The organism is Subdoligranulum sp. DSM 23681, assembly GCF_057005535.1.
In genome coordinates, this window is the sequence record NZ_CM168050.1 from 1,767,886 (window position 1) to 1,780,854 (window position 12,969).

10 protein-coding genes are annotated in these 12,969 nt (G+C 64.8%); 8 read left to right on the plus strand and 2 right to left on the minus strand.

The window, feature by feature from the left end; all coding sequences use genetic code 11:
* Positions 1 to 15: 15 nt before the first annotated feature.
* The 8 genes from AC127K_RS08110 to AC127K_RS08145 all read left to right on the plus strand — a co-directional run bounded on the left by AC127K_RS08110 (position 16) and on the right by AC127K_RS08145 (position 11,523).
* The gene (locus AC127K_RS08110) at positions 16 to 993 is read left to right on the plus strand and encodes a hypothetical protein (protein WP_483720164.1); all 978 of its coding nucleotides are present in this window, start codon (positions 16 to 18) and stop codon (positions 991 to 993) included.
* Complete coding sequence (locus AC127K_RS08115; protein ID WP_483720165.1) at positions 990 to 2,231, plus strand: hypothetical protein; 1,242 nt, start codon at positions 990 to 992, stop codon at positions 2,229 to 2,231. Before AC127K_RS08110 ends, AC127K_RS08115 begins: the two co-directional genes overlap by 4 nt.
* Before the next feature lie 67 nt (positions 2,232 to 2,298).
* On the plus strand, positions 2,299 to 2,877 hold the full coding sequence (locus AC127K_RS08120; RefSeq protein WP_483720167.1) for a 4Fe-4S single cluster domain-containing protein: 579 nt from the start codon (positions 2,299 to 2,301) through the stop codon (positions 2,875 to 2,877).
* 55 nt (positions 2,878 to 2,932) lie between these two features.
* On the plus strand, positions 2,933 to 4,537 hold the full coding sequence (locus AC127K_RS08125; RefSeq protein WP_483720169.1) for a hypothetical protein: 1,605 nt from the start codon (positions 2,933 to 2,935) through the stop codon (positions 4,535 to 4,537).
* 62 nt (positions 4,538 to 4,599) lie between these two features.
* Positions 4,600 to 9,672, plus strand: a complete 5,073-nt coding sequence (locus tag AC127K_RS08130) for an AAA family ATPase (protein ID WP_483720170.1) — start codon at positions 4,600 to 4,602, stop codon at positions 9,670 to 9,672.
* Positions 9,656 to 10,774 (plus strand): RCC1 domain-containing protein, encoded by a 1,119-nt coding sequence (locus AC127K_RS08135; protein ID WP_483720171.1) that lies wholly within the window; start codon positions 9,656 to 9,658, stop codon positions 10,772 to 10,774. The genes AC127K_RS08130 and AC127K_RS08135 overlap by 17 nt, the downstream gene beginning before the upstream one ends.
* Before the next feature lie 191 nt (positions 10,775 to 10,965).
* A complete protein-coding gene (locus AC127K_RS08140) occupies positions 10,966 to 11,196 on the plus strand; it encodes a hypothetical protein (protein ID WP_483720172.1) in 231 nt (76 codons plus the stop codon).
* A gap of 57 nt (positions 11,197 to 11,253) precedes the next feature.
* On the plus strand, positions 11,254 to 11,523 hold the full coding sequence (locus AC127K_RS08145; protein ID WP_483720173.1) for a GNAT family N-acetyltransferase: 270 nt from the start codon (positions 11,254 to 11,256) through the stop codon (positions 11,521 to 11,523).
* 173 nt (positions 11,524 to 11,696) lie between these two features.
* On the opposite strand, the gene AC127K_RS08150 is transcribed toward AC127K_RS08145, so the two are convergent.
* Together AC127K_RS08150 and AC127K_RS08155 are read right to left on the minus strand one after the other, a co-directional pair.
* Positions 11,697 to 12,467 carry a DUF134 domain-containing protein gene (locus AC127K_RS08150; protein ID WP_483720174.1) on the minus strand — a complete coding sequence of 257 codons (771 nt, stop codon included), beginning with the start codon at positions 12,465 to 12,467 and terminating at the stop codon, positions 11,697 to 11,699.
* 201 nt (positions 12,468 to 12,668) lie between these two features.
* Complete coding sequence (locus AC127K_RS08155; RefSeq protein ID WP_483720175.1) at positions 12,669 to 12,944, minus strand: hypothetical protein; 276 nt, start codon at positions 12,942 to 12,944, stop codon at positions 12,669 to 12,671.
* Positions 12,945 to 12,969: the final 25 nt, after the last annotated feature.

A 12,969-nucleotide genomic window follows, 5' to 3' on the forward strand; every position in this document is an offset into this window, starting at 1 on the left:
GGGAGGAACCATCCCATGGCCAATGAATTTACCCGCTATCAGGCGGCAGTGCTGTACGACTTCTGTCACGGCATGCAGGCCGGCAGCCCGACCTGGCCGGTGCGGGAACTGGTCGTTGACACCGACACCGGCACGCTGGGCCTCTGCAGCTGCACCCGGGACGGCGTTGTAACGTTGCTGGCCCAGGCCGGTACCGCCGGATCACCCCTGGCGCAGCTCTGGCTGGAACGGCTGGCTGCCGACTGCGGGGCCCCCTTCCAGGCGCTGGCGGAACGGCTCTTCTTTGCTCCGGCCCAGCAGACGCTGTGGAACTATTACCGCACCGGCAGTCTCTTTGATGAGGAGGCGTTTGCCCTGACGGACGGCCAGAGCCTGCGCTGCAGCCGGCTGGACGCCGCTTTCACGCCGGTGCGGGACCTGCTGGAGCCGCTGCTGGACCAGGGGCTGGACCTGCTGGACGCGCAGGGGGTTCCGGAGGAGACGCTGCGCATCCTGACGGTGGGCCGTCTGGCCGGCAGCGCGCCGGTGCGCCTTGCGCTGCGCCGCCAGCTGTGCGGTGACCCGTTTCTGCCCGACGACCGCTTCGCCGACCTCCCGGCGGATGCTGACCCCGCCCGGATCGTGGAGGAGGGGATGACCCTCTACCGCAACATGCAGGTGGCGGGCATCGACGTGGACCTGCTGTGTGTGGACAGGGACGGCACCGAATCCGCTGTGCCCCTGGTGCAGCGGAAGGAGCCGGCGTCTGTGCTGCAGACTCCCCGCTATTGTGCGCCGGTCTTTTACGACCCCACCGAGCCGCTCCGGCTGCGGGTCAACGGCTTGCCCCAGCTGTATCCGTCCCCCTTTGCCGCCGGCCCGCTGGGGGGAGAGCTGATCCAGCTCGGCTGCCTGCTGCGCGATGGCCGGCCCTTTGTCCGGGTCCGCCGCAGCCTGTTCCCGGAACGGATCCACGATCTTGAACTGCACCCCGGAAAGGAGGCCAAAGCATGAACCAACGCAACAAAAAGCGGCTCAGCCGCCAGCTCAGTGCCCAGGCGGCCAATCTGGAAACCCTGGACGGCTCTGCACTGGCCGTCGCCATTGCCGAGTCCTGCCGCGCGATGCTGCAGGCAGCACTGCCGGAGGTCGGCACGCTGCAGGACGGCCAGCCGGAAGCAAAGATGCTGTATGCGGATCTGGCGACGATGGCCAATCTGACCGCCCAGCTCCTGGGTCGGGTGCAGGCGGCGGCCGGCACCGACGCCGACGACCTCAAGCGGCAGCTGGCCGATACGGTCCTGAACACCGAGAAGACCCGCAGCAGCGTGACAACGCTCCGAAAAGAGCTGGCCGACTGTCAGCAGCAATCCCAGGAGATGAAGCGGCAGGTCGCCGAAACCGGCGCGGCGCTGGAACGGGCCCGCTCAGAGCAGGCGGAAGCTGCCGCTGAATATGAGCGTCTGCAGCAGCAGATGGCGGCGTTCCCCCCCGACAGACTGGACGCTATGAAGGAAGCCAACGAGCGCCTTGCCGAAGCGTACAAGCAGGCACAGCAGGCGTGGAAGGCGGAGCAGGAGCAGAATCAGGCGCTGCAAAGCCGCCTGGATGAGCTGAAAGTCGCCTTCGACGCACAGCCCGAGGAAAAGCGCCGCCTGCTGCAGGCCTGCGACGAGGCGGAACAGCGCCTGGAGCGGCTGAAGACCATCGCCGACCAGTACAGCCCCGAAGCCCAGGAAAAGCTGAAACAGCAGATCGAGGAGACCGCCAGCCGCGCGGAGGAAAACCGGACCAACTGTGAGGAACTGGAAAAGCGTCTGGAAGACCTGAAAAACGAGATCACCGTCTACGACCAAAATCGGGAGACCCTGACCACCGATCTGTTCCAGCGCCTTGACCGCTCCATGGCCGGCCTGAAAAAGGCGCTGGAAGCCCATGAGCAGCGGCTGCGGCAGGTGAAGCAGCAGGCCGATACCTTCCGTGCCCGCCTGCAGGAGTGCCAGCAGATGCGTGCACAGTACGCCGACTGGCTGGTTGCCGACGCCACGCCGCTGGATGCTATGGCCGCGGCGCTGGACCGCCCCGAGGCCGACACCCTGCGCAGCACGCTGGACATCGGCAGCCTTGACCGGGTGAAGGAGCTGCGGGGCCGGATCAGCGGCGATCTTGAAGAGCTGGATGCCATTCTCAGGAACTGTGCCTCTGCGGCACAGCAGGACCGGGACCGGGTCAACGGTCTGGCCCGCCGCTGAGACAGCGCCCCCCGGAGGCATTCGTACCGGGGCTGATTCGTCAGGCACACCCAGGGAGGAAAGACGGATGAGTGTCATCTATTATCACATGAAGGAACCTGCCGTCCGGGTGCTGGGCCCCGGCTGCCGCTATGTGCTCTGGGTGCAGGGGTGCCATAAAAACTGCCCCGGCTGCATTGCGGGCGGCACCCACCGCATGGAGGACGGCAAGCCGGTGGAGGTGGATGCCCTTGCCTGGGAGATCGCCCTCTCGGGCGCCGACGGGCTGACCGTCAGCGGCGGGGAACCCTTTCTGCAGGCCCCTGCCCTGGCGGAACTGATCCGCAAGGTGCGGCAGATCCGCCCCATGGGCGTCATCGTCTACAGCGGCTACCGCTACGAGGAACTGCAGGCCATGCAGCAGGCCGCCGGCCTGCTGGCCGTCACCGACCTGCTGATCGACGGTGAATACATCCGGGAGCTCGACGACCACCAGGGCCTGCGGGGCTCCTCCAACCAGCGGGTGATCCCGCTTACCGACACCTACCGCGCCGAGGCGGCCTGCTACGCCGACCAGCCCCGCCGGCAGGAAGTTTTCCCCCACGGCGCCGAGATCCACGAAGTGGGCCTTCCCGGTGCCGACGGCCGCTACCCCGGCGACCCCTGACCCTGTTTTCCGCAACCCACATCCCGACCTGATATCCCTGAAGGAGGAATCTGACATGAGCGGACGCAAAACCACCAACATCCTGATTGATTCCAACGAGCTCAGCGCCCTGCGCCGGCAGGCATCCCAGGCGTCCAGCCTCTCCCAGTGCAACCGCGCCCTGCAGCAGCTCAGCGACCGGAACCAGCGCTACCTGGACCAGCAGCAGAACCGCATCACGGCGCTCAACAACACGATCAACGGCCTCAACCGGACCATCGAACAGCAGAGCGGCCAGATCAGCGCGGTGCGCCAGCAGCTGCGTGCCCAGCTGCAGCAGGTGGTGCAGAGCACCAACCAGGCCCTGCAGCAGATGAATGAGCAGAATTACCGGCAGATGAGCACCCTGTCCCGGAATCTCTCCCAGGATCTGGCCCGCCAGCGTCAGGAGACCCGGCAGGCCATCGAGGCCAGCAACCACCAGATGCGGCAGGCCATGCAGGCGGCGGCCGAACAGGTCCAGCAGCAGCTGAACACGGTCAGCGCCCGGGTCTCCCGGGTGGAGCAGCAGATCCAGAACAACGCCGACCAGATCGGGATCCTGATCAGCTCCAACGATGCGCTGCTGGATATGGCCCGCGAATACACCGACTTTGCCGCCACCCTCAACGCGGACACGGCGGCCAACTACCGTACCGAGCTGCTGCTCCCCGGCCGTCTGGCCGCGGTGCGGACGCTGGTCACCCAGGCCCAGAACGACATCGCCCTCACCGAAAAGCAGCCCACCAATGCGCCCGTTGCCCGCCAGAATGCCCGCGTCGCCGCCGAGGCCGCCATGCAGCTGCATGAGGACATCGTCCGTGCCGAGCAGGAATGGCAGGCCCGCTACCAGGCTGCGGCCTGTGCGCTGAACGGTGCGGCGGCTCAGATCGAAGCCGGACGCACCCTCCGGATCCCTGACGGACAGGGCAGCACCGTGGAACTGGACGGCAACTTCTGGAGCAACGGGGACCTGGACGCGCTGTCCCAGCGCCGGGACAGCCTGGAACAGCAGCTGCAGCAGGCGAACGGCGTCGGGCTGACCTGCGACCAGCTTGAGGGTCTGCGTCAGGCCGGCGAGCAGCTGACCAGCGAAGCGGTGGAATCGGCGGAGTTTGCCGTTGTGGCCGCCGCTGCCAGCCAGGAACGCGCCGATACGGCGGACGATCTGGCTGTGGAACTGCAGCAGCGTCTGGTGGTGACCAGCCAGGAATACGGCTACCAGAACGGGGACTGCCGCGGCGCCCACCGCCTCCATCTGCGCAACCCCGATACCGGCTTTGAGATGGTCATCACCCAGTCCCCCGAGGTCTCGGAGGACGGCACGGTGCACAACCACCTGGAGACCGACATCCTCAACTACGGCACCAACAACGAGGAGAAAGGCCGGGAGATCGCCCTTGAGGCGCTGGGAAACCTGAACGGCCTCACCGTCGATCCGGTGCAGACGGTGCCCGGTTTTGAAAACCGCGTCTCTGACCAGACCCAGCGGGCCGATATGCAGACATGGGCCCGCACCGCATGCCAGAAGCTGCCCGCGCCCGTCCATCAGCAGCAGACGGCCACCGCCAGCCAGCCGCAGACGGCTCCGGCCCGCCAGCAGACAGCCACCGCCCGCCAGCGTTCCGGCTCTGTCATCTGATTTATCGGGCGGCGGCCCCGCCCGTTCGCCTTTGTCCGCCATCCGTCGGAAGGAGCATAGCCATGCTCAGTATCAACAATTCCTACTTTGATCCCATCCTCTGTACCGATGGGCACTACATCATCACCGGACGTACCAACGATCAGTTCTGCCTTGACACGCTGGAACTCACCGATATCCTGCCGGCACTTCACGCCTATCTGCGCTACGAGCAGGGCTTCGATGCGGTGTTTTTCTTCGACAGCTACAACATGCTGTATTGTATGGATCGCGCGTCCTACGCCATACTGACCGGCCGTGCCCCCGCCGCGGCCCCGGCACCGGCCCCGCACGGCGGCGCCATCAGTGCCGGCGGCCCGCTGGGCCGCCGCCGGCGCAGGCCTGCTCCGGCCCCCGCCCCGGCGCCCGGTCCGGACCCCGACCCGCAGCAGGGCAACACCGGCCCGCTCAACCTGGGACGGATGTCCATGGGGAGCGCATGGCAGCAGGTGTCCAGCATCATGCAGCGCTCCGACCAGCGCTGTGCGCTGGTGATCGCCAACGCCAACCTGATGCAGGGCGGAGAGATGCTGATGACGGAGCTCAACACCTTCCGCAGCGCCCGACACAGCGTGGTCATCTCCATCTTCCGGGAAACCACCATCCAGAACGTCAGTCAGTGGGACAACTTTGCCCGCAGCGTGCTGGAACCGCGTATGAACACCAACGATCCGGAACGCAACCGCGTCATCTCGCTGCCCAGCCCCAACTGCCGCGAAATCCGCAACCTGCTCAACCATTTCCGCATTGAGCCGTCGCCGCGGCTGCGGGTGGAACCCGGGGATATCCCTGTGCTGGGGCAGCGGCTGGCCGAGAGCTGCGCCCGCAACAACTGGGGCCTGACGGATCTGATCACCCGCCTGACCAGTTATGCCACCCGGCAGGGCGAGATCCTCTCCCTGCGCAACTGGCGCGCCTTCATCGGCGAGGAAAACCGCCGTCCGGCCCTGGAACGGCTGGCCGCCCTGGTGGGCCAGGATACGATCAAGAACCAGATTCAGGAATGGCGCGACGACCAGCAGCGCCACGCCGCCGGACGGGCGGAGCCTGTCTCCTCCAGCCGGTTTGCGCCGCTGCCGGTCTTCAATGGCCGGCGTGGCTTCCGGCTCAATGTACGCCTCAAGGGCAGCCCCGGCACCGGCAAATCCACCATTGCCGAGCTGCTGGGGGAGATCTACTACGACCTGGGGCTGCTGCCCCAGGCCCATGTGGTCACCGCCAGCGCGGCAACGCTGGTGTCCCCCAATATCGGCGAGACCGCCCGGCTGGTACACCAGCGGGTGGAGGAAGCCATGGGCGGGGTGCTGCTGATCGACGAGGCCTACGCCCTGTACGAAAACGCCCACGGGTATGAGGCCATCACCAGTCTGGTGAACGATATCTCCGCCTACGAAGGTCAGTTTGCGGTCATCGTGGCCGGCTACAGCCGGCAGATCGACACCCTGATGCGCACCAACCCCGGTCTGGCCAGCCGTATCCCCACCGAATACATCCTTGAGGATTACGCCCCGGCCCAGATGCAGCAGATCTTCCTGCATATGGCCGAACAGGCGGACCCGCCCATCCGCATCGACAGCGCCCTGCGGGAGCGGCTGGATGATTTCTTTGAAAGCTGGGTGGGCAGCCGGGGCGAAAACTGGGCCAATGCCCGGGAATGCGTGAACCTGCTGGAGGAGATGCGCAAGCGCTGCGGCGCCCGGGAGGCCGCCGCACAGATCCAGAGCCCGGAATATACCCTGACCATCGCCGATGTGCCCGACGCCCTGAGCGACTATCTGCGTCCCCGCAGCCGCGGCCCCGCCGAGGCCCTTCAGCGCATTGATGCCATGATCGGGCTGGACAACGTCAAAAGCTTCCTGCGCACGCTGGTGCAGCGCATCCAGCTGGGCGAGAAGATCGCCTCCCCCGGCAACTTCCTGTTCCTGGGCCCTCCCGGCACCGGCAAGACAACGGTGGCCCGCCGCATGGGCGAGCTTCTCCACCTGCTGGGGGTACTGGGGCGGGACCATGTGACCGAATGCCGTGCCGCCGATCTGCTCAACGGTTCGGTACATCTCAATGAGATGGTAGAACATGCCCGAAGAGGGGTGTTTTTCCTGGATGAGGCCCATCAGCTGGCCGCCAGTGAGGAGGGGCGCGCCATTATCCGTGCCCTGGTACCGCTGATCGAGGACCCGGAGATCCACGCCGACACCTGCTTCATCTGTGCCGGATACGCCGACAAGATGCAGAGCTTCCTCGATGCAGACGCCGGCCTGAACCGCCGCTTCCCGCAGCCAAACCGTATCCGGTTTTATGATTATACCGCCGATGAGCTGACCGATATCCTGAGAGAGATGGCACAGCAGAGCGGTCAGATTCCGTCGGATGAGTACCTGCAGCGTTCGCTGGCGGCTCTGGATGCCTACCTGCCCACCCGTCCGGCGGATTTCGGCAACGGCGGCTTCATCCGCGAAACCTACCTGCCCGGTTCCATCCAGGCCCGTGCCACCCGTCTGGCAAAACAGCTCACCGGCGCGGAAGACGGCATCCCCACCGAAGAACAGCTGGCGTCCGTCACCGATGCGGAGCGCCGCACCCTCACCGCTGCGGACCTGCCTCCGCGCTTTGCCCGACTGGCCGGACCCGTCGGCCGCGTCCGCCCCGAACGCCGCACCGCCCTGCAGCGGGTGGAAGGGCTGATCGGCAAGGACAAGATCATCGAATTCGCCCACGCCCGCATCCAGGGCGAGGAAGAAGGAGAGGGCTTCCTTGACGAACAGGCGCCGGCCTCCCTGCAGTACGCCATTGTGGGGCCTTCGGGCAGCGGCCGTCACACGGCCGTGCACGCGCTGGCCGCCCTCTGGCGGGAGAGCGGTCTGCTTGAACGGGATGACGTCACCCCGGCGGGCTTCGGCGACCTGGTGGGCGAATATGTGGGCAGTACGCCCAGAAAGACCCGCGAGGTGATCGAGCGGGCACGGGGCGGTACGCTGCTGGTGGAATTCCCCAGCAGTCTGCTGCCCAAAAACAGCATGGACAACTCCTTCGGTCCGGAGGCGCTGGGAGAGATCTCCGGCGCCATGACCGCCTTTGCCGAGGACACCAGCTTTGTGCTCATCGACACCCCGGAAGGCATCGAAGCACTGTTCAAGGCACAGCCCGGGATGCGCAGCCGCCTGTCCCGCGTTTTCACCCTGGAGGACCTGCTGCCGGCCCAGATGGAGGAGATCTTCCGCCGCAAGACCGCCGACAGTTTTGAGTTCGCGCCCGATGTGGAGGATATGATGGATGACTTCTTCCTCAATTGGGTCAGCAACCGGGGCGGCCTCGGCGATGCCAGCCGCAGCTGGGGCAACGGAATGGAAATCGACAAGCTGATCGAAGACCTCAAGATCCGGTGGAAGAACAGCCAGGGAGAGACCCATATGGAAAAACAGGAAGAGAACGGCAAGGAGTATACGCTGCAGCGCCGCTACATCCAGCAGGATCATTTCCCGCCCGAGCAGCGCAAATACCTGCGCCGGACCTCTGCCGTTTCGGACAGCGCCCTCAAGGACCTGGAGGAACGGCCCGGACTGACCGGCGTCAAAGCGTCCATCAAAAACATCCGGCGCCGTATCCGCCGCCTGAAGGGCGGACGGAAAAAACCGGGCTGCTATCTGTACCTGGGCAATCCGGGCGTCGGCAAGACCAGTGTCGCCCGCCTGATGGGCGGCGTACTCAAGGCCACCGGTGTCCTCAGCCAGGGCCATGTCATTGAGCGCACCGCCCGCCAGCTCATGAGCCAGCCGGAAGAGTTTGATTCCACCCTCAAACTGGCCCGCGGCGGGATCCTCTTCATTGACGAAGCGCCCCAGCTGGGGGAAGACCTGCGGGGCCGGGAGGTCATCAAACGGCTGCTGACCGTTCTGGAGGACGATGACGTCACCGATACTACCAGCATCATTCTGGCCGGCTACCCCGGCCCCATGATGGACCTGCTCCGGCAGGACGAAGGCCTGGAAAGCCGCTTCGGGTCGGAGGACAGCCGCATCTTCTTTGAGGATTACAACGAGTCCGAACTGGTGGAGATCATGGAATACATGGCCGACCGCGCTGACAGCAACAGCGCCATCGGCGCCGTGCGTCCGCTGCAGCTGGACGAAGACTTCATCAGGGCGTCCCGGCAGGTGTTCCGGGCGGTACTGGCCCGCCATGACCAGAACTTCGGCAACGCCCGCTTTGTGCGCACCTACCTGCACGATGCCCTCAACGCCCAGCTGGAACGGCTGGACCGGGAATACGGGGAGGCGGGCGAGCCGCCGGAGGAGGCGGCAGACCGCCTGACCGGTGCGGACATTCCCGCCCGCTACCGCAGTCTGGCCGAATACCGCCGCATCTGGGCACAGCCCGATCCGGCCCGGATGGATCTGGAACAACGCACCGAGGTGACCGATGCCCGTTACAATGACGTCTGCGAGACCCTGTCCGCCAGTGTTGTGCTGCTGCAGGTCTGGAAGGACGGCCGGCCGCGGGGCAGTGCCACCGGCACCATCGTCACTTCCGATGGCCTGGTACTGACCTGCGCCCATGTGGTCAGCGAATGTGACCGCATCCGCGCCCGCATCCACTGCTCCGGCGCCCCCGGCGGCGACACCCACTGGCTGGAAACCGAGCTTCTGGAACCGGTCTGCGAAAGCTGTGACATGGCCATGCTGCGGATCCTGGGCAGCAATTTCACCCCGGCGCCCATGCGCCGCCCGGATGCGGCAAAGCCCCGCCCGGGTGAGCGGACCCTGCTCCTTGGCTACCCGCTGGGGGGCATGCTGTCCGGCAACAACATCGAACAGACCCGCATCAGCAACTTTGCCGGCGGGGTGGCCTCGATCCAGCTGGTCGGTGCCACCGAACGCTGTTACATCGACAGCACCGGCCTGCACGGCAACTCCGGCAGCCCGGTCTTTTCCCGGGAGGACGGCCGGATGATCGGGGTATTTTCCGGTTCGGTCAGGCGTGACAACGATTCCCTCGATGAACTGAACTATTTCTATCCGATCCACTATTTCTGGGAACGGTTTGCTTTGTCCCAGCCGCCCGCCGAAGAGGAGGAAACCGAAAATGGCGACGAAACATGAACTCTGTGCGGTCTGCGGCAGCGCCTTGCCCGCACTCATGGGGAACGATCAGCCCTGTATGGCCTGCGGGTTCGCCTATCCCGGCGTCCGGCAGTTCGCCGGCCGCAGTTCTCTCAGGGTCTGGCGGCAGAGCGTCGCAGACAAAAAGAAGGAGCTGCTGCGGCGGATGATCCGCTTCTGCAGCGAGACACCCCGTTTCAGACTCAGCGGCGGCAATCTGAGCCTGCTGCTGCCGGCGGGCGGACCGGCCCTGCCGGATCTGCCGGAAAGCACAAAAGGCGGATTGCTGCTGGTCAGTGCCGCCGGGAAGAATTTCCATGCAGATATCTGTCAGTATGCCGCGGCGGACAACGCGGTGCGCTGCCAGCTCTTCCTGACGCGGGACGGGCACGTCCGGGCCATGGGCGACAACACCTGCGGCCAGTGCAACACACAGGACCTGGCAGACATCCGCTTTGTGGCGGCCACTGCCGAGTGCACCTACGCCGTCACCGGGGATGGCCGGGTGTACTGGCGCGGGCAGCCGGCCTGCCGTGACACCGCCCAGCTCGATGCCTGGCGGAAAATCCGTCAGATCGCTGCGGGCTCTTACCATCTGGCGGCACTGACCAAGGATGGTCGGGTGCTCATCGCCGGCGATATGCTGGACAGCAAGGTGACCGAGGAGATCGCCGGCTGGCGGGATGTGTGCATGGTGGCCTGCGCCGGCAATGCCACCATAGCCCTGTGCCGGGACGGCAGCGTCCGTTTTGCCGGCCGTCCCGGTGATCCCCGTATCGCGGCCCGGGACTGGAAGGATATGGCCGCTGTGGCCATCGAGAGCATCTACGCCGTGGGGCTGACAAAGGACGGCAGGGTGCTGCTGGCAGGCAGCAACCCCAACCCTGACCTGGACATGGGCCGCGGGGAGGCCGCCGGCTGGGACAACGTGGTTGCGATCACCTGCACCCGTTCCGGCATCGCGGCCCTGGGCGCCGACGGCACCGTCCGTCTGGCAGGCAACATTCGCGGCCTCCGCAGCCTGTCTGCCGCCTGGAATGCCTCGGCGGAGGCGATCTACCGTCAGCTGCTCCACGGTGCCCAGCAGGTCCCGGTCTGGTAAGGCGGCTGGCAGGAACAAGCATTGCTTTGGGGACTTCCCGGGATGGGAGGTCCCTTTTTGATGTGGGTGACCTCATCACAGAAAAAAGGGCGGCGGATGGGTATACTGGTATCACAGCAAACAGAAAGCCGGGACAGGGGGCACGCGCTCTCCCGTCCCGGACAGACCATCCCGACAGGAGGCGAACAGGTATGATGAAAGAATTCTGGAAAAAATGGCGGCGGGCCATCCTTTTCACCGCGGGCGGCGCGGCGGTGGGGCTTGTTTGTTACGCGCTGGCAGGCTGCCCCACCGGGTCCTGCGCCATCACCGCCAACCCCTGGAACACCATGGTCTATACGGGGCTTATCGGACTGCTTCTTTCCGGCAGCCTGGGAGGCTGCTGCTGCAGGGGCAGCTGCAGCCGCAAACCGCCCGAATGACCGGATCAGGGAGCGGCACGCCGCCGGTGTGCCGCTCCGGAAACAGAGGTGATCTCCATGGAATTTCGTTGTGAACCCGGCCGGATCTTTGCCGCAGATGAGGCAGGAAAGCTGCTGGCGGAGGTGACCTTCCCGGAACGGGAGGGTGTTGCGGTCATCAACCATACCTTTGTGGACGGTTCTCTGCGGGGGCAGGGCATTGCCGGACAGCTGCTGCAGGCGGCAGCCGATACCCTGCGCAGGGAAGGCCGCAAGGCCAGACCCACCTGCTCCTACGCCGTGCACTGGTTTGAAACGCACCCGGAAGAGCAGGATCTGCTGGTCTGAACAAGAACATTTTATAAAAGCAGGCAGTTGCCCTTGTACGGAAGGCAGCTGCCTGCTTTCGTTGTTTCGGGGCGGCCGGCTTCCCCGGCCCGAAGATAAAAGAAAAGAGCAGCACCCATAAGGATGCCTGCTCTTGGTGAGGCAGTGGGAATTGGGACCAGCGGCTTTTCAGGTCAGTGCCCGCTGCAGTGGCCGCCGCAGCTGTGCTCGCCGCAGGAATGGCCTTCCCCGTGGTCGTGATGGTCGCAATGGGCGTCGGGGTCAAAGGTCAGCCGGCCTTCAGCCAGCGCCTGGGCGGCCTGGTCGGCGCTGCCGCTCACCCCGCCGTACAGCCGGATATTGGCGGCGGCCAGCGCCATCTGGGCACCCCCGCCGATGCCGCCGCAGATCAGGGCGTCCACGTTCAGGGCGGTCAGCACCCCGGCCAGGGCGCCGTGGCCGCTGCCGTTGGTGTCCACCACCTGGGAGGACAGAATCTTGCCGTTCTGCACATCGTAGATCTTGAACTGGGCGGTGTGGCCGAAATGCTGGAAGATCTGGCCGTTTTCGTAGGTGACTGCAATTCGCATGATGGAATCTCCTTCCGGTTTCCGGTATTGCCGGTGATACTGTTGTTTGAAACACCCGGAGACTCCGCACCCGGTGCCCTGGCCGTCGCACAGGCGGAACTCGCCGCCCTCAATGCGCAGCGCCCGCCCGTGCACCAGCATGTCCGCCAGCTTGCGGCGGGCACTTTCGTAGATTCTCTGCACGGTGGTGCGGGCGATCTGCATGGAGGCGCTGCACTGCTCCTGGGACAGTCCTTCCCCGTCAATGAGCCGGATGGTCTCGTATTCATCCACGGTGAGCACAATGGGGTCGGCGCTTTCGCTCTGTCCGGCGGGGCAGAAGGAAGCCATCCGGGGATAGTGGCAGACCCGTCTGCATTTGGTCGGTCTGGGCATGGGACATCTCCTTTGCGGTTTCTGCATCCACTATACACTTGTTTATGACATATGTCAATAATATGGGGCTTTTTATCCGGGGGCTCCTCTTTCCCGTCGCCGCATCATCCGGCACAGAAATTCATTTCTATTTTTGGGTAAAAGAAATCATTTGATTTGGTTTGTGACATGATGTGCCACAAACTAAAATCTGTGCAAAACCTATAGAGGGAGACACCATAAACTGCCATGTGAAAACAAAGCGGCCTTTTTGTGGTGCGGCTGATCTTCTCCCAGCCGGTGATACACCGATTCCGCAAAATAAACCAGGAAGGGCGTCACATCTGATACACCGCTGATCTGACGATCCTGTTCCACCTGGGTGTACGCTTTATAATACCGGGAGCGGCTTTCCTCCACAAAGCGGGACATCGGCACGAACAATGCTGATGGGTATCCCTGCTGCACCAGATACCACAAATGGAGCAGACGCGCCATCCGACCGTTTCCATTTCCTTCATTT

What these genes read in the sequence shown, in the direction of transcription:
- AC127K_RS08130 (WP_483720170.1), top strand. Translation starts at nt 4,600, where the DNA reads ATGCTCAGTATCAACAATTCCTACTTTGATCCCATCCTCTGTACCGAT.
- AC127K_RS08120 (WP_483720167.1), top strand. Translation starts at nt 2,299, where the DNA reads ATGAGTGTCATCTATTATCACATGAAGGAACCTGCCGTCCGGGTGCTG.
- AC127K_RS08115 (WP_483720165.1), top strand. Translation starts at nt 990, where the DNA reads ATGAACCAACGCAACAAAAAGCGGCTCAGCCGCCAGCTCAGTGCCCAG.
- AC127K_RS08125 (WP_483720169.1), top strand. Translation starts at nt 2,933, where the DNA reads ATGAGCGGACGCAAAACCACCAACATCCTGATTGATTCCAACGAGCTC.
- AC127K_RS08145 (WP_483720173.1), top strand. Translation starts at nt 11,254, where the DNA reads ATGGAATTTCGTTGTGAACCCGGCCGGATCTTTGCCGCAGATGAGGCA.
- AC127K_RS08155 (WP_483720175.1), bottom strand. Translation starts at nt 12,944, where the DNA reads ATGGCGCGTCTGCTCCATTTGTGGTATCTGGTGCAGCAGGGATACCCA.
- AC127K_RS08135 (WP_483720171.1), top strand. Translation starts at nt 9,656, where the DNA reads ATGGCGACGAAACATGAACTCTGTGCGGTCTGCGGCAGCGCCTTGCCC.
- AC127K_RS08150 (WP_483720174.1), bottom strand. Translation starts at nt 12,467, where the DNA reads ATGCCCAGACCGACCAAATGCAGACGGGTCTGCCACTATCCCCGGATG.
- AC127K_RS08140 (WP_483720172.1), top strand. Translation starts at nt 10,966, where the DNA reads ATGATGAAAGAATTCTGGAAAAAATGGCGGCGGGCCATCCTTTTCACC.
- AC127K_RS08110 (WP_483720164.1), top strand. Translation starts at nt 16, where the DNA reads ATGGCCAATGAATTTACCCGCTATCAGGCGGCAGTGCTGTACGACTTC.